Origin of the sequence: Dietzia sp. KRD202 (assembly GCF_017168155.1) — a bacterium.
Lineage (GTDB): Bacteria > Actinomycetota > Actinomycetes > Mycobacteriales > Mycobacteriaceae > Dietzia > Dietzia kunjamensis.
The window spans coordinates 289488-308109 of the sequence record NZ_JABFAN010000006.1 but is presented as its reverse complement, the minus strand read 5'-3'; the positions used below and the strand labels follow the sequence as shown (position 1 = coordinate 308109).

At 73.0% G+C, this 18622-nt stretch carries 14 protein-coding genes and 1 pseudogene; 7 read left to right on the top strand and 8 right to left on the bottom strand.

Features of this window, described 5'->3' with window-relative positions; genetic code table 11:
- Positions 1-55 precede the first annotated feature (55 nt).
- Both J1M64_RS04420 and J1M64_RS04415 read left to right on the top strand, forming a co-directional pair.
- Entirely contained in the window at positions 56-1384 is a 1329-nt protein-coding gene (locus J1M64_RS04420; protein ID WP_307872368.1) for an APC family permease, read from the top strand.
- Positions 1381-2487 (top strand): nitronate monooxygenase family protein, encoded by a 1107-nt coding sequence (locus J1M64_RS04415; protein WP_206473072.1) that lies wholly within the window; start codon positions 1381-1383, stop codon positions 2485-2487. The genes J1M64_RS04420 and J1M64_RS04415 overlap by 4 nt, the downstream gene beginning before the upstream one ends.
- Before the next feature lie 22 nt (positions 2488-2509).
- On the opposite strand, the gene J1M64_RS04410 is transcribed toward J1M64_RS04415, so the two are convergent.
- The 3 genes from J1M64_RS04410 to J1M64_RS04400 form a co-directional block, all read right to left on the bottom strand.
- Positions 2510-2971, bottom strand: coding sequence for an SRPBCC family protein (locus J1M64_RS04410; RefSeq protein ID WP_096906637.1), 462 nt, complete (start codon positions 2969-2971; stop codon positions 2510-2512).
- Between the two features lie 171 nt (positions 2972-3142).
- Positions 3143-3301 carry a hypothetical protein gene (locus J1M64_RS04405; RefSeq protein ID WP_182616812.1) on the bottom strand — a complete coding sequence of 53 codons (159 nt, stop codon included), beginning with the start codon at positions 3299-3301 and terminating at the stop codon, positions 3143-3145.
- A gap of 367 nt (positions 3302-3668) precedes the next feature.
- On the bottom strand, positions 3669-3830 hold the full coding sequence (locus J1M64_RS04400; protein ID WP_206473064.1) for a hypothetical protein: 162 nt from the start codon (positions 3828-3830) through the stop codon (positions 3669-3671).
- 315 nt (positions 3831-4145) lie between these two features.
- Between J1M64_RS04400 and argJ the strand changes: the two genes are divergently transcribed.
- Both argJ and J1M64_RS04390 read left to right on the top strand, forming a co-directional pair.
- On the top strand, positions 4146-5366 hold the full coding sequence (gene argJ, locus J1M64_RS04395; RefSeq protein WP_206473063.1) for a bifunctional glutamate N-acetyltransferase/amino-acid acetyltransferase ArgJ: 1221 nt from the start codon (positions 4146-4148) through the stop codon (positions 5364-5366).
- On the top strand, positions 5363-5836 hold the full coding sequence (locus tag J1M64_RS04390; RefSeq protein WP_206473062.1) for a nuclear transport factor 2 family protein: 474 nt from the start codon (positions 5363-5365) through the stop codon (positions 5834-5836). The genes argJ and J1M64_RS04390 overlap by 4 nt, the downstream gene beginning before the upstream one ends.
- On the opposite strand, the gene J1M64_RS04385 is transcribed toward J1M64_RS04390, so the two are convergent.
- From J1M64_RS04385 to J1M64_RS04375, 3 genes are read right to left on the bottom strand one after another with little or no spacing between them, the layout of a single operon-like run.
- A complete protein-coding gene (locus J1M64_RS04385; protein WP_241261075.1) occupies positions 5833-6846 on the bottom strand; it encodes an alpha/beta hydrolase in 1014 nt (337 codons plus the stop codon). The genes J1M64_RS04390 and J1M64_RS04385 overlap by 4 nt on opposite strands.
- Positions 6847-6892: 46 nt before the next feature.
- Positions 6893-8770 carry a long-chain-acyl-CoA synthetase gene (locus tag J1M64_RS04380; RefSeq protein WP_206473060.1) on the bottom strand — a complete coding sequence of 626 codons (1878 nt, stop codon included), beginning with the start codon at positions 8768-8770 and terminating at the stop codon, positions 6893-6895.
- Positions 8767-9393, bottom strand: a complete 627-nt coding sequence (locus tag J1M64_RS04375; protein WP_082923886.1) for a TetR/AcrR family transcriptional regulator — start codon at positions 9391-9393, stop codon at positions 8767-8769. The genes J1M64_RS04380 and J1M64_RS04375 overlap by 4 nt, the downstream gene beginning before the upstream one ends.
- 219 nt (positions 9394-9612) lie before the next feature.
- Between J1M64_RS04375 and J1M64_RS04370 the strand changes: the two genes are divergently transcribed.
- Positions 9613-9780 (top strand): DUF2613 domain-containing protein, encoded by a 168-nt coding sequence (locus tag J1M64_RS04370; protein WP_082923887.1) that lies wholly within the window; start codon positions 9613-9615, stop codon positions 9778-9780.
- 35 nt (positions 9781-9815) lie between these two features.
- Positions 9816-12128, top strand: a pseudogene (locus tag J1M64_RS19715) (DUF3367 domain-containing protein); the annotation flags it as partial.
- A 2168-nt stretch (positions 12129-14296) separates the two neighbouring features.
- Here the strand turns inward: J1M64_RS19715 and J1M64_RS04360 are convergent.
- Positions 14297-15559, bottom strand: a complete 1263-nt coding sequence (locus tag J1M64_RS04360) for an acyltransferase (protein WP_206473059.1) — start codon at positions 15557-15559, stop codon at positions 14297-14299.
- A 103-nt stretch (positions 15560-15662) separates the two neighbouring features.
- Between J1M64_RS04360 and J1M64_RS04355 the strand changes: the two genes are divergently transcribed.
- On the top strand, positions 15663-16994 hold the full coding sequence (locus tag J1M64_RS04355) for a DUF3068 domain-containing protein (protein ID WP_206473057.1): 1332 nt from the start codon (positions 15663-15665) through the stop codon (positions 16992-16994).
- 378 nt (positions 16995-17372) lie between these two features.
- Here J1M64_RS04355 and J1M64_RS04350 read toward each other — a convergent pair whose 3' ends face one another.
- A complete protein-coding gene (locus tag J1M64_RS04350) occupies positions 17373-18593 on the bottom strand; it encodes a polysaccharide biosynthesis protein (RefSeq protein WP_206473055.1) in 1221 nt (406 codons plus the stop codon).
- Positions 18594-18622: the final 29 nt, after the last annotated feature.

Genomic DNA, 18622 nt, shown 5'->3' with positions numbered 1-18622 from the left:
GGGGGCCGGGTGCCACGTTCATCTGCCGTCCACCCGGGTTTGTGATGGTGACACGGTGACGTCGACTCTGGAGCGCAGACTGGGCCTGTCCGATGCCGTCGTCGTGGGACTCGGCGCGATGGTGGGGGCCGGGGTGTTCGTGGCGTTCGCGCCCGCCGCGGCCCGCGCCGGCTCGCTGGTGTGGGTCTCGCTCGCGGTGGCCGCGGTGGTGGCCGTGTGCAACGCGTTGTCGTCGGCCCGGCTGGCGGCGCAGTTCCCCTCGGCGGGAGGGACGTACGTCTACGGGCGCGAACACCTCGGGCCGCTGCCGGGGTTCCTCGCCGGATGGGGTTTCGTGGTGGGCAAGACCGCATCCTGCGCGGCGATGGCCCTCACCGTCGGCCTGTACACCTGGCCCGGGCACGCCGACCTCGTCGCGGCCGCGGCGGTGCTCGCGCTGACGATCCTGTCGGTGCTCGGCGTGCAGCGCACGGCCGCCGCGTCGAAGGTGCTGGTCGGAATCGTGCTGGCGGTTCTGGCGGTGTTCGTCGCGATGGCGTGGGTCACGGGGCCCGCGAGTGCCGGCCCGGTGGCGCCACCGCCCGCCGTCGACGGTGAGGCGTGGCCCGCCCGGGTCCTCGGGGTCCTCGGGGGCGCGGGGTTCTGCTTCTTCGCCTTCGCCGGATACGCCCGCATCGCCACCCTCTCCGAGGAGGTGCGTGAGCCCGCCCGCACGATCCCCCGCGCGGTCGTCGTGGCGATCACCGTGGTCATCGGGGTCTACGCGGCGGTGTTGGCCGCCACGGTGCACGTGCTCGGGGTGGGGGGAGTGGCCGCGAGCGCCGCGCCGGTGCTCGACGCGGCCGCTCAGGTCGGCGGCGCGGCAGGCGGTGGCGCAGGAGACGGTGGCGAGTCAGGCGGTGGCGCGGTGCTCGCGTCGGTGGTCCGAATCGCCGCCGGGATCGCGGCCCTGGGGGCGTTGCTCGGTGGGGTGCTCGGCGTGTCCCGAACGGCGATGGCGATGGCTCGCGACCGGCACCTGCCCGCGCCGCTCGCGGCCGTGCACCCCACCACGCGGACGCCGTACGTCGCCGAGCTCTGCGTGGGCGTGCTGGTGGCCGCGATCGTGCTGGTCGCGGACGTCCGTCAGGCGATCGGGTTCTCCTCCTCCGCGGTGCTGATCTACTACCTCGTGGCGAACACCGCCGCACTGCGCCTCGATCGGCGGCGCCGGGGACTGCCGGCCTGGGTGCCGGTGCTGGGTGCGATCGGGTGCGTGGTGGTGGCCGGGAGTCTGCCCTGGCAGTCGGTGATCGGGGGCGTCGTCGTCTTCGTCGTCGGCGGCGCGGTCTATGCGGTGACCCGACGCCGGGCGGTACCGCCCGGCGTAGCGTCAGGGGCATGACCCACGACGACACCCGCCACGTCCAGCCCCGCCTTCTGCCGTCCCACCTGCGGCGTCCCGTGATCGGCGCGCCGATGGCGGGCGGACCCACGACACCGGAACTCATCGCCGCGGTCGGCGAGGCGGGCGGGCTCGCGATGATCGGTTCGGGGTACCTCGACGCCGCCGGCCTCCGCGCGGAGATCGCGCGTGTGCGTGAACTGACGGACGCGCCGTTCGGGGTGAACGTCTTCCTCGTGGACCGGGACGACTCCGCCGCCGCCCTGTCGGCGGCGGGTGGACCGGACGCGGTGGCGGGGTACGCGGCGGCGATCGGGCCGGTCGCACGACGGCTGGGGGTCACGCTCCCGGAGGAGCCGGAATTCACCGACTTCGACCAGGACGCCAGCCTCGCCGCCTTGGTGGCCGACCCGGTCCCGGTGGTCTCCTTCACCTTCGGGATCCCGGATCCCGGCATGGTCCGGGCTCTGCAGGAGTCGGGGTCGGCCGTGGTCGTCACGGTGGCCGGGGTCGCCGACGCACGCCGGGCGGTCGAGGCGGGGGCGGACTGGCTGTCGGTGCAGAGTGCCGAGGCCGGAGGCCACCGTTCCACCACGACGGTGGGGGAGGAGCCCGACGGCATCACCACAGTGGCGCTGGTGCGGGCGGTGCGTGAGGCGCTGCCGGAGACGCAGTTCGTCGCCGCCGGCGGGATCAGCACGCCGGAGGACGTGGTCGCCGTGCTCGACGCCGGGGCGGACGGTGTGCAGCTGGGCACCGTCCTGCTGCGCACCCCGGAGGCCGGCACGAGCGACCTGCACAGGAGCGCGCTGGCCGACCCCGGGTTCACAGAGTCCCGGCCGACCCGCTGCTACACCGGCCGCTACGCCCGGGCGCTCGTCAACGGTTTCGTGGAAGAGTTCGATGCGGCCGCGCCCCCGGCGTACCCGCATCTGCACCTGCTCACCGGGCCCATGCGCAAGGCCGCCGCGCAGGCCGGGGACTCCGAGGTGCCGCCGCTGTGGGCGGGGTCGCGCTGGCGGGCGGCCGACGCCTACGCCGATCGGCCGGCGTCGGAGGTCGTCGCGGACCTGTGGGACCGGGCGGTGGCGCTGCGGGGCTGATCGGCGCCCGGCCGGGTGCGGGTCACCCGGCCCGCCGCTCGGCCTCGGCGGCGATGTCCGCCAGGTCCTGCTCCATCGTCCTGCGGGTCGACTTCTCGGCGAACCGGCCCATCACGGACATCACGACCCGGGAGACCGCGGGGGCGTGAGCGGTGTGTGCACCGAACCGCATCCGAAGGGTCGAACCGCCGTCGGCGTCCGGGGTGATCGTGAAGACGGTCTTGTACTCGGTGCCGCCGCTCTCGGCGACGATGGTGGTGGAGTGTGGCGGCTCGACGGCCAGCACCATCATCTCCTCGGTCGCCTTCATGCCGAACATCTTGCGCGTCTCACGCCAGCGCAGACCGGGCTGGTACGGGCCGGAGGTGAGGATCTCGACCGCCAGCACGCCACTGAGCGTGCGGTGCGCCTCGGGGATGTCGGTGAGCACGGCCCACACGGTGTCGGGGTCGGCGGCGACGTGGCGGGTCAGGTCGAGTTCCATGGCTCCACGGTACCGGCGCGTGTGGACGGAACGGGCCGCGACAGAACGGGTTGCGACCGAACGGGTTGCGGGAATGCGGAAACCGGCCCCCGCCGTAGCGGGGGCCGGTCTCACTCTGCGCTCGGGCCGACCGAAGCCGGGCCCGGGCGAGGCGCCGTCAGGCGCGTCGGCTCAGGAACCGAGGGCGTCGGTGACCGTGCCGACGAGGCCGGCGAAGAAGCCGAGGACGTTGGCGGCCAGGTCGGCACCGCCGTCGACGACCTGCGAGCCGGTGTTAACGGCGGCGGAGCCGGTGGCGAGGCCGGGGAGGAAAGTCTCGATGGAACCCATGAGATGGTCCTTTCGTCGGGGGATGCGACGCCTGGTGCGTCGCTCGGTTTAGCGGAGTCCTCGATGAGCACGAGGCCTGTCGGGAACTCACCTCCGGACGCTACGTACGGCTGCATCAGGAGTCACCCGGTTCAGTGTCGCGCGCGGGCGATTCACGGGGAATGCTCTTTACTTTCGCTGGTTGGCAGGCACTCGCGGTTTAATGTGATCTGCGCCACATTCATTGCCGAAAGGCGTGCCGGGCTTTCCCGGAAAAGCCCGGAAGGCGGGAGAAGAATGGGCTGATAAATGCACAACGCCGACATTCTCGAAAGAGAATGTCGGCGTTGAATGCGACTAGGACCTCGCGGGTCCAGCGTCACTCAGCTCAGAGCGAGCCCACGACGTTGCCGAGCGAGCCGGTGACGGTGCCGTAGACACCCTCGGCAGCGGCGGAGCCGGTGTTGACGAAGCCCTCGGCGGCGGTGGAGCCGGTGCCGATCAGGCTGTTGAAGAAGTTGAGGACGCCGGTGAAGATCTGCTCGATCATGTGATGATCCTTTCGTCTGCGGGCGGCGCGAGGGTGCGCCGCTCTCGTGGTGCAGTCCTGCTTTCGGACTCGCGATGTACATCCCGAATCCGCTGGAGGACGTTACGCAGCGATCGCGGAATTACTAATTGAGAGGTGGTTTTCGCCCGGTGTTCCGGCTGCACACTTTCTTATCTATGCAGAGCACGGGACCGCACATCTTTCTCTTGTTAGAGGTGTCACATTCTTGAAATGCTTCGGGGTGGAACCGGCGTCCCGGACCGACCCGGGCGGTCACATACCGCGGGCAGACCCCGGCGGGGGAGAATGGTCGGCATGACTCCGCCGAACGCCACCGTCGCCGCCCAGACGATTCCGCTCCCGCCGGGCTTTCGCGCCCACTCGGGTGCCGCGGGACTGCGTGAGCGCGGGGATGACGTCTTCGTCGTCGTCAACGACGGTCCCTCCCCGGCGTCGTCGGCAGTGTTCACCCGGTCCCTCTTCGCCGGACCGTCGGTCGTGCTCAGCCGCGCCAATGCTGCGAGCGGTCGGGCGCGCGGCGTGGTGGTCGTGGCCAAGAACGCCAACGTCGCCACCGGCGAACAGGGCATGGCCGACGCGCGCGAGGTGCTCGCGCACGCGGCCGCCGCCGTGGGGGCGGCTCCGGAGGAGATGCTCATCGCCTCCACCGGCGTCATCGGCCGGCGGTACCCGATGGACCTCCTGCGCACGCACCTCGACGGCCTGGCCGGTGCCGGGTTCGATGCCGACGCGGTCGCGCTGGCGACCGCGATGATGACCACGGACACCCATCCCAAGACGGCGCGGGTGGAGGTGACGACGACGACGGGCGGCACCGCCGAGATCGTGGGCATCGCCAAGGGCGTCGGAATGGTCGAGCCGGACATGGCCACGATGATCGCGGTGCTGTTCACCGATGCCGCGGTGGAGCCGGGGGTGCTGGACTCGGCGTTCAGGGCCGCGGTGGACGAGACCTTCAACTGCCTGTCCGTCGACACGGATACCTCGACCTCGGACACTGCGATCGCGCTGGCCAGCGGCGCGGGCGACCCTGTCGGCGAGGTCGAACTGCGTGAGGCGTTCGAGGCGATCTGCCTCGACCTGACCCGCCAGCTCGCGCGCGACGGGGAGGGCGCCACCAAACTCCTCACGGTCGAGGTCACGGGCGCGCGGGACCGGGCCCAGGCCAAGCGGGTGGCCAAGGCGATCCTCAATTCCCCGCTGGTCAAGACCGCCGTCCACGGCGCCGACCCCAACTGGGGACGGGTCGCCATGGCGATCGGCAAGTGCCACGACGACACGGACATCGACCCCGAGCGGGTCCGCATCGTGTTCGGCGACCTCGAGACCTACCCGGCGTTCCCGGGCGAGGCCGAACTCGAGCGGCTCACCGAGATCATGCGGGCCGAGGAGGTCACCATCGCCGTCGACCTGGGTGTGGAGAGCGGCGCCGGCGTGGCCGACGGGGCCTGCACCGTCTACGGCTGCGATCTGAGCCGCGAGTACATCTCGATCAACGCTGATTACACGACATGAGCCGGCTGCACGACGGGAGCGCGGTGGAGGACCTCGAGGCGATCCGGGCGGTCTTCGCCCGGCGCCTGTACGTCATGGACACCAAACAGTGGGACGCCTACGGACCGTGCCACACCGAGGATGTGGTCAGCGAGTCGTGGGCGGCGAGCGGCGGTGCGGCCGAGGTGCGCGGGCGCGAGGCGCTCACCGCCGCGATCCGCGACACCCTCGACGGTCCGAACCCGGTGACGAGCGTCCACCACGGGCACACGCCGCTGCTGGAGCTGACGGGCCCGGACCCGAACACCGGTGAGCCCACGGCCACCGGCATCTGGGCGATGGAGGACCGGTTGTGGTGGTCGGTCGACGGCCGTGAACGGCGGCTCCACGGCTGGGGGCACTACCACGAGCGGTACCGGAAGGTGGACGGCCAGTGGCTGATCGCTTACCGGCGGCTCGAACGGATCCGCGTGGACACCGGCTGGAGCTAGCCCGCCGGGTTGGGGCTGCGGCGGGCCATGGCCAGCAGCGTGTCGCGGGTGTCGTGCCACACGGTGCCGCTGATGTCGCCCCACGGGTCGTGCCCGCCGGGGACCAGCGAGACCCGGGCCGGGTCGCCGGCGCGGCGGGCCGCCCGGACATACGACTCGGACTGCTCGGGCAGGACCACCTTGTCGTCGCGGCCGTGGACGCACACCACCGGAATCCCGGCGGGAAGATGCGTGGCCGGGGACGCGTCGACGTAGCGCTGGCGGCGCTCGTCCGGGCGGCCACCGAGGAGCCTGTGGACGTACCGGTCGCCGGTGCGCTCGGCCATGAGCAGGTCCGACACCCCGGCCAGGGAGACGCAGCCGGTGACCGGCACGACCGGCCGGGACCCGGGCAGCGAGGACGGCAACCGCGCCCGCCCCGCAACCCACAGCGCGAGATGACCGCCGGAGGAGTGCCCGGCCACCACCACCCGGCGTAGATCCAACCGGCCGTCGAGCTGCGCGGAGACCTCGGCGAGGTGGTCGACGGCATCGCAGACGTCCGCCACGGTGGTGGGCCAGCCGCCGCCGGAGTCCACCCGCCGGTACTCGACGTTCCACACCGCCACGTCGAAGGACGCCAGGTCGCGTGCATGGTTCTCCATGTACGCCAGGCCGAGCGAGTCCTTCCACCCCCCGCCGTGGACCAGCACCACCACCGGCAACGCCGGGTTCGCGGAGTCGGGTAGGTACAGGTCGCCGAACGTCTGGCCGTCGGTGTCGCCCGGATCGGCGTAGTAGTGGCGGCGGGGCTCGGTCACCGGGACGGCTCCCTCGGGCGGCACGTACGGGCGCGGCCCCACCGAGTCCGCATCCTGGCCGGAACCGGACCCCTCGTCGTCGTCACCCGCTCCGATCATCGACGTCAGGGCCCACCCCGCCGCCCCGCCCAGGCCGGCCGAGAGGCCGATCAACAGCGAGCGGCGGGACAGGTCGGGCCGGGCGCGGCGCGACGTTCGGCGGCTGGGCATGCGACTACTGGGCATGCGGCGGCTGGACCGGGTCGGGCGGGGGGACTCAGACGGTGCCGGCGACGACGTCGTTCTCCGCGCCATCGTAGAACGGGACGTACCCGTTCTCCTTGGACAACACGTAGAGCGGGTCATCGAACTTCGAGGTGTCGAACGCCTGATCACGTAATTCGTTCTTGCGGCTCTTGTAGGTCGAGGTCTGCTCGAGCTCCTTGGACAGCCGGACGAACAGGGGTACCGCGTACGAGGGCAGCGAGTCGCGCAGGTGCTTCGCCATCGCCGCACCGTCGAAGTCGGACTTGTCGTGCAGACGCACCGCCGCCATTCCCGCCTTGCCGTCGGCGTCCGGGACGGCCACGCCGTAGACCACGGCCTGGTCCACCTCGGGCAGGGAGCTGACCGCGGCCTCGACCTCGGTGGTGGCCACGTTCTCGCCCTTCCAGCGGAAGGTGTCGCCCAGACGGTCGACGAAGGACGCGTGCTTGAGACCCTGGTCGAGCATGAGGTCGCCGGAGACGAACCAGGCGTCGCCGTCGCTGAAGGCGTCGCGGACGATCTTCTTCTCCGTGGCCTCGGCGTCGGTGTACCCGTCGAAGGGCTGCGAGTCGGAGATCCCGCTGATCAGCAGGCCGGTCTGGCCCTTGCCGACCTTGGTCAACCGGCCGTCGTCGCCCCGGCGGGGCTCGCCCGTCTCGGGGTCGTAGTCGACGATCGCGAAGTCCATCGGGCAGTAGCCGGTGGTCCTGGGGACGTTGAAGGCGTTGACGAACGCGATGTTGCACTCGCTGGCCGCGTAGAACTCGCAGATCCGAGCGATCCCGAACCGCTCCTGGAACTCGTGCCAGATCTCGGGGCGCAGGCCGTTGCCGGTCATGACGCGGACCGAGTGGTCGCGGTCGCCCGGGCCGGGATCCTGGTTGAGCAGGTACCGGCAGATCTCGCCGATGTAGATGGCCGCGGTCGCGCCGGCCGCGCGGGCTTGGTCCCAGAACTTCGACGCCGAGAAGTGCTCCTCGATCGCCATGCAGGCGCCCGCGGCGAGCACGCAGCCGAGGCCCACCGTGAGGGCGTTGTTGTGGTACATCGGCAGCGGGCAGAGCAGGACATCGTCCTTGCGCAGCCGCACGCCCGACAGGCCGAACCCGGCCATCGCCTTGTTCCAGCGGTAATGGGACATCGTCGAGGCCTTGGGCAGGCCCGTCGTGCCCGAGGTGAAGACGTAGTAGGCGGTCTCGTTCCCCACGGTGTCGTCGGCTTCCGGCGGGTTGGTGTCACCCACGTCGTCGCCCAGTGCGTCGAGCTCGTCCTCCAGCCAGGTCAGGTCGGACAGCTCCTCCGGGCGGTGGTTCGCGCGGAACTCGCGGAAGGGCAGGTCGATCGGGGAGCTGACGGCGACGAGCTCGCCGACCCAGTTCTCCCGGGGGACGGACTGGACGGCCTCGGCGCACTCGGCGCCGACGAGCACGACCTTGGACTCGATGATCTGCTGCGAATGGTCGAGGACCTCGCCGCGCTGGTGGTGGTTGAGCAGGCCCACCGACGCGCCGACCTTGACCGCCCCCAGGATCGCGAGCATGACCTCGGTGCGGTTGACCATGCAGATGCCGACGGTGTCGCCCCGCTGGACCCCGCGCGCCCTGAGCACCTCGGCGAAGCGGTTGGCCCGCCGGTTGGCCTCCCCGTAGGTGATCTCGGTGCCGAGGAACTTCAGGAAGGGGGCGTCGGGCCGGTCGGCCGCGAGCTTCTGGAAGCGGCGGCCGATGGACACCTTGTGGCTGCTGCGCGAGGTGCGGACGATGCGGAGACCGTTGAGGACGGACGGCAGGTCGGCGACCAGGGAGGGCAGGCCCTTGGCGAGGTCGGCCGGGCTGAGGGTCCGGGCGGCCTCGGACCGGCGGGCGGTGGCGGTGGACGTGTCGGTCACGGCTTCTCCTCTGTGGCGGTGGTGAGTGACTTCGCTGGGTCGCCCGCGAGGCCACGCCAGGCGAGCTCGACGACGACCCCGGCGGCCACCGACGTGGGGATCGAGCGGTGCGCAACGCGGTCGGCGACCGCCTCGCCCGCCCCGACGAGGGCGGTCGCGACGACCTCGAGCACCTCGCGGCTGCGCTCGTCGACGGAGTTCTGCGCGAGGAGGTCGGTGGTCAGATCCACCAGGACCGACCGGGTCTTCTCGACCTCCTCACGGAACTGGGGTTCGGCGAATGCCTGACGGTAGACGACGTTCCACGAGTCCGTGTGCTGGTCGACGAACTCCAGGAACGCCTGGACGACGCCCTCGAGTCTCCGCCGTGGCCCGGCGCTGCCGGTCGCGGCGTCGGTGAGGTGGTCGATGAGCCGCCCGGACTCCCGGACCACGCACGCGGCGAACAGTTCCTCCTTGGAGCCGTAGTACAGGTACAGCATCGGCTTGGAGATGCTGGCGTGGCGGGCGATGGTGTCCATCGAGGCCGACCGGTAGCCGAGATCGGAGAACACGCTGATCGCGGAATCGAGCATCTGTTGCTCGCGGATCGCGCGTGGGATGCGTTTGGTCCCCGTCGTCACAGGTCTCCTCCCGGCGGGCGCTCTGCGGTGCGGTGTGGTGCGGTCTGGTGTGGCGCGGTGTCATGTGCCACACCCAACTTACCCGCCGGTAAGGACTTATGGGAGCCGCTCCACCGATCCGGCGGGCCGCGGGTGCTACTCTTCCGGCGTCGGTGTGCTCCACAGCACCCGCCGTGAGACATCGTCAGACACTGTCACGTGAACCGCAGGGAGAACCCGATGAGCTTCGGTACCGGAGCGCTCGCCAGCGCAGTCGGCGGAATCGTCCTCGGCGGCATCGTCGCCTTCGGGGTCAACACCGCCATGGCCGAGAACTCCATCCCCGAGGTCGCGCAGCCGCCGGCCGACCAGGCCCTGCTCGGCCAGGTCGAGTACGGCGCGCGCTGATCCCGCGCAGCCGTCAACCCCTCACGCCGGCGTAGGTGATCCGCGGGGCCCGATTCGGCGCCGGCGCGCGTGACGCGGTCGTCGCGTTCCTCGCTTTTCTCCTGCTGGCGTGCCTGCAGTCCCCGGGTCTGGTCGTCCCGGACACCAAGTACGACCTCGTCGTGGACCCCGGGCGCTTCCTCGCCCAGGCCACGCACCTGTGGACCGGGCTGTCCTTCTCCGGCCAGGTGCAGAACCAGGCGTACGGATACCTGTTCCCGCAGGGCCCGTTCTTCGCGGTCTTCGACCTGGTCGGGATGCCGGCCTGGCTGACCCAACGCCTGTGGTGGGCCGTCGTGCTGACCGTCGCCTTCGTCGGCGTGGTCCGCGTGGCCGCCGCACTGCGCATCGGCACCCGGCAGACCCGGGCCGTCGCCGGGATCCTCTACGCGCTCGCGCCGCGCATGCTCGGCGACCTGGGATCGATCTCGTCGGAGATCTGGCCGGTCGCCCTCGCCCCGTGGGTGTTGCTGCCGGTCATCCGGGTGCTGCAGGGTCCGATGTCGCCGCGGCGGGGCGGGGCCGGTGCCGCGCTGGCGTTGGCACTGATGGGGGCGGTCAACGCGGTCGCCACGGCGGCCGCCTGCCTGCCCGCGGTGCTGTGGTGGGCCCTGCATCGTCCGGACCGCACCTGGGCGCGGCTCGCCGCGTGGTGGCTGCCGCTGTCCGCGGCGGTGTGCGTGTGGTGGGCGGTGCCGTTGGTGCTGCTCGGCCGGGTCTCGCCCCCGTTCCTCGACTACATCGAGTCGGCTCAGGTCACCACCCGGTGGTCCTCGGTGACCGAGGTGCTGCGTGGCGCCTCGACGTGGGTCCCGTTCGTGTCGACCGACCGGACCGCCGGCGCGGACCTCACGAGCGAACCGGTGTTCGTCCTGGCCACCGGGGTGCTCGCCGCGGCCGGCGTCGTGGGGTTGCTGTGGCGCGGGATGCCCGCACGGGGCCGGCTGCTGGTGATCGGCGCCGTCGGCCTGGTGGCGATGGCGGCGCCGTGGGTCGGGCCCGCCGGTGGCGGCCTCGCCGAGACCCTGCGCGCCGTCCTCGACGGCCCGGGCGCCGCGCTGCGCAACGTCCACAAGTTCGAGCCGCTACTGCGGTTGCCGCTGGTACTGGGCGTCGCCCACCTGGTGTCCTGTCTGCTCGCGGGACTCGCGCGGGGCGGCGACGGGGCCGCCCCGGGCGAGACCCCCCGCGTCCGCGTCGTGGACGCGCTGGCGCACCCGGAGCGCCACCGGTCGGTGGCCGTGGCGATGGTGATCGTGCTGGCCGCGGGTGTGTCCGTGGCCCCGGCGTGGCTGGGCAGGCTCGCGCCGGTCGGCGCGCATGAGTCGCTGCCCGACCACTGGCCGGACGCGGCGCGGTGGCTGTCGGAGAACGCGCCGGTGGACCGGCCCGGCGAAGACGGCGAGGATGCAGGGGACGGCGAGGACGGCGGGGACGCGGAGCCCGACCCGGCCGGCACCACGCGTGCGCTCGTGGTCCCCGGCGCGTCGTTCGCCCGCCAGGTGTGGGGGGTCACCCGGGACGAACCCCTGCAGCCGTTGGCCCGGACGCCGTGGGCGGTCCGCGACTCCGTGCCGTTGCAGCCGGCCCCCGCGATCCGCGCCCTCGACGCCGTGCAGCAACGACTGGCCGACGGCCGCGCCGCGCCCGGGATGGCCGCCACACTGGCGTCGCTGGGCGTCGGTTTCCTCGTGGTGCGCAACGACCTGTCCGAGGACGCCGCCGCGCCGCGCCCGGCGCTGGTGCACCAGGCGATCGACGGCTCGCCCGGGTTGGTGAAGGTCGCCGAGTTCGGCGACCCCGTCGGGGGATCCCGGGTCGGTGACGACGGGGTTGGTGACGACGGGGTTGGTGACGACGGGGTTGGTGACGACGGGGCCAGGAACGACGACGAGGTGGTCGTGGTGCCCGATTCCGGGCTGCGGCCGGCCTATCCGGCGATCGAGATCTACCGGGTCGACTCACGACTGGGATCGGATGCGGCGCCGCCCGGACCGCCCCGCTCGGCGACCGCGCCGTACACGGTGGAACTCCGCGACCTCCAGGTCGTCGCCGGAGGGCCCGAATCACTGTCCCGGTTGGACGACCTGCTGGCGTCTCAGGACACCGTCGGCTCGCCGTCCCGGGTCACGCGCCTGCTCGAGGCCGACGCGCTCGCCGCCGGCGTCGACCCGGCGTCCGATCCGTTCCCGCGGCCGCGGCCGCTGAACTCCACCGGCCCGGTCTTGACGGACTCCCCGGCGGATCGCGAGACCGACTTCGGCCGGGTCGACCACAACTCCTCGGCCGTCCGGGCCGAGGGCGACCCCCGCCGCAGCCGCGGCACGGTCCCCGACTACCCGGCGACCGTCGCCGAGGACGACCCGGCTCTCACGCGGGCCCGATGGTGGGACGCCCGGGTCACGGTGTCGTCCTCGGCGGCCGACTCGGCCCAGACCGGACCGGTGCGGCCGGCGCACTCCGTCGCCGCCGCCGTCGACGGTGATCCCGACACCGCCTGGCGATCCGGCGGGTACGGGTCCGCGTTCGGTGAATGGATCGAGATCGACCTGCCCGAGCCCCTCGACCGCGGCGTCCTGACGCTGACCGTCCCGGACCCCGCCGCCGGACCGCCCGTCAGCAGACTGGAGGTGCGCACCGACACCGGAACCACGACGGTGTTCCCCGCGGTGGGCGAACAGACCTCCGTGCCACTGCCGCCCGGCCCCACCGGGCGGGTCAGGGTGACGGCCACGGGCTTCGCCGACGGCGGCCGCGGCACCTACCTCGAGGTCTCCGAGATCGGACTGACCGCCGGTGGCCAGGACATCCCACTGCTACGGACCATCGCCCTGCCCGGCCGGCCCGAGGACTCCCGCGCGCCGTCCGGCTGGCTGCTGCGCCAGGAACTGTCCGGCCGCTCGGACTGCGTCCACGCCGGCAGCCCGGTCGAGGGACTCGCCGGGGCCGAGGAGTCCACCGGCGCCGCCAGGTGCGCCCCCGGCCTGGCGATCGACCCCGAGGAACCGGGCCGCTTCGCCCGCCTGCTCGACGTCCCCGCCGCCACGACAGTGATCCCGCGACTGCTCGTGCGCCCACGTCCCGGCCCCGCCCTCGACGACGTCCTGCGCGGGGACCCGGCCACCCGCGCACGGCAGGTCCGCGCGACGGGCGAGTCGCTCGTGGACGACCCCGCGGGCAGGCCGTCGGCGGCCGTCGACGGCGACCGTTCCACCAGCTGGCACGCGCCGGACGTTCCCGCGCCGTCGCTCGCCCTGAGCCTGCCCGGTCGCCAGCTCGTCGGCTCGCTCCGCCTCTGGGCACCCCGCTCCGCGGCCCCCGCCGCGCCCGAGGTCATCACCGTCGACACCGGGGTCCAACGCACCCGCGTCGACCTGGCCACGCTCACCCCGGAGGAGGACGGCTCCGTCGTCGTCGACGTCCCCGCCGACCACACCGATCGGATCACCGTCCGCGTCGACGACACCCGGGACGTGCGCGGTCCCACCGGCGCGCGGCTGCCCACCGGCATCGCCGAGGTGTGGGTACAGGACCCCACCGGCGCCCGCATCGGCGCGCTGCCCGCCGCCGACGACGAGCCCGTCACCCTGACCTGCCGGGACGGGCCGAAGCTGCACCTCGGCGACCGGGTCGTCGGCACGCGGATCACCGCCAGCCGACGGGCGCTGCTCGAGGGCCGCGCGGTCACGGCCGAGCTCTGCGACGACTCCGCCGTCCGGCTGGACGCGGGACCGCAGGAGGTCTCGGTGGACCCGGGTCAGGCGTTCTCCGTCGACACGGTGGGCCTCGTCGTCGTCGACCCGGGAACCGGGACCCGCACGGGAGGCACCGGGGGCGACCCCGCGCCGATCCTCGGCGGTGCCCCGCACCCCGCCCGGGCCGTCGCCACCGCGCTGTGGGACGACTCGCGGCGCGAACTGCGCGTGCCGTCCGCGCCGCGCGAACGCGTCCTGGTGATCCCCGAATCCGTCACGCCCGCGTGGCAGGCCCGGCTCGTCGCCGACGACGGCACCGACCTGGCCGACCCGCGTCCGGTCACCGTCGACGGGTGGAAGCAGGGCTGGGTGCTGCCCGCCACCACCACCGGCGCCACCCTCGTGCTCACCGTGCCGCTCGACGCGCCGTACCGCGCGGCGCTGCTCACCGGGCCGCTCGCGCTGCTGCTGGTCCTGCTGCTGTTCCTCGTCCGCGGCAGCCGTGACCGGGCGGGGGCCCGCGCCACGCCGTGGCGCGGGCGCGGACCGTTGACGGTCGCCGCGACCGCCGCGCTCGGGTTCGCGGTGGCCGGGCCGGTCGGGCTGGGGGTGACCGCCGGGCTGACCGTGGGTGCGCTGGTGGCGAGTCGGTACCTCGGAGCCGGGCGGGCCCGGCACCTGCTCGTCGTGGGGGCCGGGGCGGGGATCGTCGCCGGCGCCGCGGTGCTGTCCCGCGCCCCGTGGCCGGACCCGCTGGGCTACGCCGGTGACGGCTGGGGTCCTCAGGTCGCGACGGTGGCGGGGCTCGTCTGCGCCGGGCTCGCCGCGAGCTGGCCGTCCGCGGGCCGTCCGCGCGGCGCGCGCCGGGGTGCCAGCCAGCGTCCGGCCGGCACCTCGACCAGCGCGTAGCTGGCCGCCGCGACCACCGTCGAGACCACCGCGGTCACCAGCCAGATCCGCAGCATCTGTCCGGAGAACATGGGCACCGCCGCGATCTGGAACGCGAAGTGCAGGACCAGGACGTGCCACAGGAACACGCCGTACGACCACCGGCCCAGGGTGGTGAGGACGGTCGAGCCGAGAACGGCGAAGCGCAGCCCGCCGCCGTCCGCGGTGCCCGGGCCGGCCGGGGCGAGCGCGGCCGGGGCCAGGAGACAGAACGCCACCACGGCGCCGAGCGCGGTGCGGAGCGCGAACTCGGGGCCCGACGGATGCACGAAGCCCTCGGTGAACCACTGCGGCACCGTGCTCACCAGGAACGCCGCTGCCGCGACCGCCCACCACCCCCACCGGGCGTGCCGGTGGCGGGCCAACGCCGCCGCTCGCCCGGGCGGGGCGCAGGCGAGTTCGGCCAGGATCATCCCCGCCGCGAACCACGACGCGAACGCCGGCGGCAGGATCTGGTCGTTGAGCCGGTCGTGCAGACCCAGCTCGTACCACGGCACGAGCGCCCACCCCAGGCTCGCCACCCCCGCGACCGCGATCGCCGGGATGCGCCACCGCGCCGCCCGCCCGCGCAGCCCCGCGAGCGCCCACCACAGCAAAGGCAGCACCAGATAGAAGCTCATCTCCACGGACAGCGACCACGCGTGCGTGAGCCCCTCGACGAGGGAATCCGGGACGTACACCTGGGTGAGCGTCAGGTTGGACGTCCATGTGCTGGCGGAGCTCCGTGCGTTCCGGGGGATGAGCAGGAACACCGCGGCCACCAGGACGAGATACGCGGGCATGACGCGGACGAGTCGGGAGCGCAGATAGTCGCGGGCGGGCCGTGCGGTCCCCGTGCCTCCCCGGCGTGCGTGCAGGGCGTGCGCGCGCCACAGCAGGAAACCCGAGAGCGCGAAGAACACGGCCACGGACAGGTCGAAGCGGCCCCAGACGCGGTTGAGGAACGACCCCGTCGAGGCCCCGGTCTGGAACGCGACATGGGTGGTGAGTACAGCGAACGCGGCGACCGCCCGGAGCCCCTCCAGCGCCGGCACGAAGCCCGTCGCGGAGGGCAGAGTCCCGACTCGGTGGTCGGGGGTGCCAAATGCGTTCTTCATCACTGTTAATCTTCTCCTGATGATGGTCCGGTCTGGCAGCCGACCCGGGGACGTTACCCGGGCGTGACCACGGACCGAGGGCGCGACTCCAGGAGGACAACCGATGGCACGACAGAGCAGTTCCGCGGGACGGAGGTCGTCAGTGCCCGCGCTGGTCCTCGTCGGGCTCGGCGCATTCTTGATCACTATCGCACTGGCGCTCGTGTTCTTCGTGGTGCCGGCGCAGAAGAAGACCCCGCTGGACATCAATTCGACGACCGTCACCGAGGTCGCGCCGGGGGCGGTCCTCGTGGGCAGGGCGCTGGCGGGCAACGCGCCCACCGAGCTCAACGCGGACCGGCCCGAGTGCCGTCCCGAGGACGGGGCCGAGGCCGCGGCCGGGGACGAGGGAGAGGGCGACGCGCCCGAGGGTGAGGCGGTCGAGACCCAGGACGGCGCCGAGGCCGACGACTCCGAGGTGCAGTTCCCCGTCTCGTGCTTCATCGACAACGACATCCCCCTGTACTCGCAGCGTCGGGTGATGGCCGTCGAGCCGTCGGACGCCGACGTCATCACCCTGCAGGCCGCCCAGTCGCTGCTGCGCGAGGACATCGCGGGCGGCGACGAGGTCGAGGCCCTGATCAACGCCACCATCGACCGCATCACGCTGGACCGCGTCACGGCGCAGCCGGTCGACGAGGCCACCAGCACCCTGCAGGTCGTCGCGGGCGGCGCCGACGACACCGCCCCCACGGGTTTCGTCCGCGAAGGGCTGCAGTACAAGTTCCCGTTCGACACCGAGCAGCGGGCCTACGACTACTTCGACGCCAGCACCTTCACCACCAACCCGATCGAGTTCGTCGGCGAGACGTCCGTCGGTGGGATCGAGGCCTACGAGTTCACCCAGGACCTCGGCCCGATCGACATGTGGTCCTCGATCCGCGACCACTTCGCCTCGATCTCCGACGGCTACGACCCCGCCGTCGAGTCGGTCCTCGCCAGCTACCGCCGCGAGGGCATGACCGCCGGCCAGTGGGGCCTCGAGGGTGACCCGGAGCGCCCGGTCGACATGCGACGCTTCTACACCAACACCCGCACGGTGTACGTGAACCCGGCCACCGGCCAGATCATCAACGGCAAGGAGGACATCTTCCAGTTCTTCGCCGAGGACCAGGCCGAGGCCGACGCCTTCTTCTCCGACAAGGCCCGCCTGGAGGAGGAGAAGGCCGAGCCGACCCGCACGGCCGTCCGCTTCCAGTCCGGCTGGAACGACGAGACCCAGGAGAGCACCCTGGCCGCGGCGCAGGACAGCGCGGACACCCTCAACACGTTCGGTCGTATCGTCCCGGCGGTGCTGGGCATCCTCGGCCTGCTGTCGCTGATCGGTGGCATCGTGCTGGGCCTGCGCGGGAGCCGCGGCGGCACCGGCGGACGGACCACCCGGACCCGCGCCTGACCTGTCCTACCCCGCGGCCGCCCGCCTGACCGGGGCGGGGCCGCACCCGGAGTATCGCCAAGAGCGTTCCGCACACGACACCCGAGTGGGAGTGTGCGGAACGCTCTTCTCGTTGGGTGACGGACCCGCGACCGCCGCGCAGCCGACCGCGACCGCCGCGCGACCGTCGGGGACACCAGCCGCCCGGCTCCCGCGATCTGTCCCTCGGATCGGGCGCTGCGAACCCGCAGCCGGCCTCGGCGATCCCGCTCCGCCAGCCGCTCCGCCAGCCGCTTCGCCTATCGGATCACGCGCCACCTAGCGGATCCGGTAGGTGAGTCGCCAACGGATAGGCGACGTGGCTCGGCTCGAGGGCGCGGCCCGCTCGGGGCCCTCGCTTCAGGCGGGGCGCACGCGGAGCGCCCGCCAGCCGGCGGCGACCGTGGTGAGGGCGACCGCGACGAGCGTCGCGCCCAGGACGCCCTCGACGTCGCGGGGCGCGAACCACACCGCGACGGCGGTGAGCACCAGACCGCACCAGGCGATCGCGGCCTCCACCGTCCGGTCGGAGGCGATGCTCGCCAGCAGGAACGCCTGCAGCACGCTCAGTGTCACGCCTAGGGCGGCGAACGCCCACAGCAGGCCGGCCACGGGCCGGTAGTCCTCGCCGACGACCACCGGCACGAGCGGGGCGGCCGCCGCGGCACCGACCACCACGACGGCGCCGATACCCAGCAGGACACCCACCGCGGAACGGACCGCCCCCCGGTGCCCCGCCGGATCGGCCATCCTCGGGTAGAGCACCGTGCCCACGGCCTGCGGTAGCCAGAACGCGGCCTTGGCGGCGACCGCCCCGAGCGCGTAGCGGCCGGCGTCCCCCGGGGACAGCAGGGCACGTGCGAGGAGCAGGTCGACGGAGGTCAGGGCCATCATCACGAGCTGCACCTGACCGGCCGCGAGCACCGCCGCGACGCCGGGTGAGGTCGAGGAGGTCCCGGTCGGCGGTCGCCACGCCCCGGGCCCGAGTGTCGAGATCCACCCCGCCACCAGCCAGGCCACCGTCACGCCGACGGCCCCGGCCGCGAGCGCGAGTCCCACGCCCCCGCCCGCGGCGAGGACCGCGACGGCCGGCACCACCTTGCCGGCGCCGGCCAGGGCGAGCACTCCACCGAGGGCGCGGAACCGTTCGGCGCCCTGCAGCACGCCCTGTTCGGTGGTGAGCAGACAGAGCACCGGGCCGGGGGCCAGCGCGGCGGCGGTGGCCAGGACGGGGGTGTCCAGCAGTAGCGACACCGGGACGACCGCCACTGCGGCGACCACCGCGACCAGGAGCGCGACCCGCCGGCCGAGCGAGCGCAGGACCTCGTCCGGTACTCCGCGTACGTGGTCGCGGGCGACGACCGCCTGCAACGCCAGTGACGGAACGGCGACCAGCAGCTGCGCGGACAGCAGGGCGGCGAAGGCGCCGTAGCCCTCGGGCCCCAACCACCGGGAGGCCGGCAGGTGCAGCAGGTAGGCGGCGATGTTGGCCAGCATCGACCCGGCCGTCACCGCCCCCGCGCCGGTCAGGAAGCGCCTGGTGGCGGAGCCCGGTGCCGCCTCGCGCGCCTGATGGTCCACACCGGGAATCGTAGGGGGCCGCCGCGGTG

Coding starts and splice junctions, on each gene's coding strand:
- J1M64_RS04415 (WP_206473072.1), top strand. CDS start 1,381: ATGACCCACGACGACACCCGCCACGTCCAGCCCCGCCTTCTGCCGTCC.
- J1M64_RS04410 (WP_096906637.1), bottom strand. CDS start 2,971: ATGGAACTCGACCTGACCCGCCACGTCGCCGCCGACCCCGACACCGTG.
- J1M64_RS04405 (WP_182616812.1), bottom strand. CDS start 3,301: ATGGGTTCCATCGAGACTTTCCTCCCCGGCCTCGCCACCGGCTCCGCC.
- J1M64_RS04400 (WP_206473064.1), bottom strand. CDS start 3,830: ATGATCGAGCAGATCTTCACCGGCGTCCTCAACTTCTTCAACAGCCTG.
- argJ (WP_206473063.1), top strand. CDS start 4,146: ATGACTCCGCCGAACGCCACCGTCGCCGCCCAGACGATTCCGCTCCCG.
- J1M64_RS04390 (WP_206473062.1), top strand. CDS start 5,363: ATGAGCCGGCTGCACGACGGGAGCGCGGTGGAGGACCTCGAGGCGATC.
- J1M64_RS04385 (WP_241261075.1), bottom strand. CDS start 6,846: ATGCCCAGCCGCCGAACGTCGCGCCGCGCCCGGCCCGACCTGTCCCGC.
- J1M64_RS04370 (WP_082923887.1), top strand. CDS start 9,613: ATGAGCTTCGGTACCGGAGCGCTCGCCAGCGCAGTCGGCGGAATCGTC.
- J1M64_RS04360 (WP_206473059.1), bottom strand. CDS start 15,559: ATGAAGAACGCATTTGGCACCCCCGACCACCGAGTCGGGACTCTGCCC.
- J1M64_RS04355 (WP_206473057.1), top strand. CDS start 15,663: ATGGCACGACAGAGCAGTTCCGCGGGACGGAGGTCGTCAGTGCCCGCG.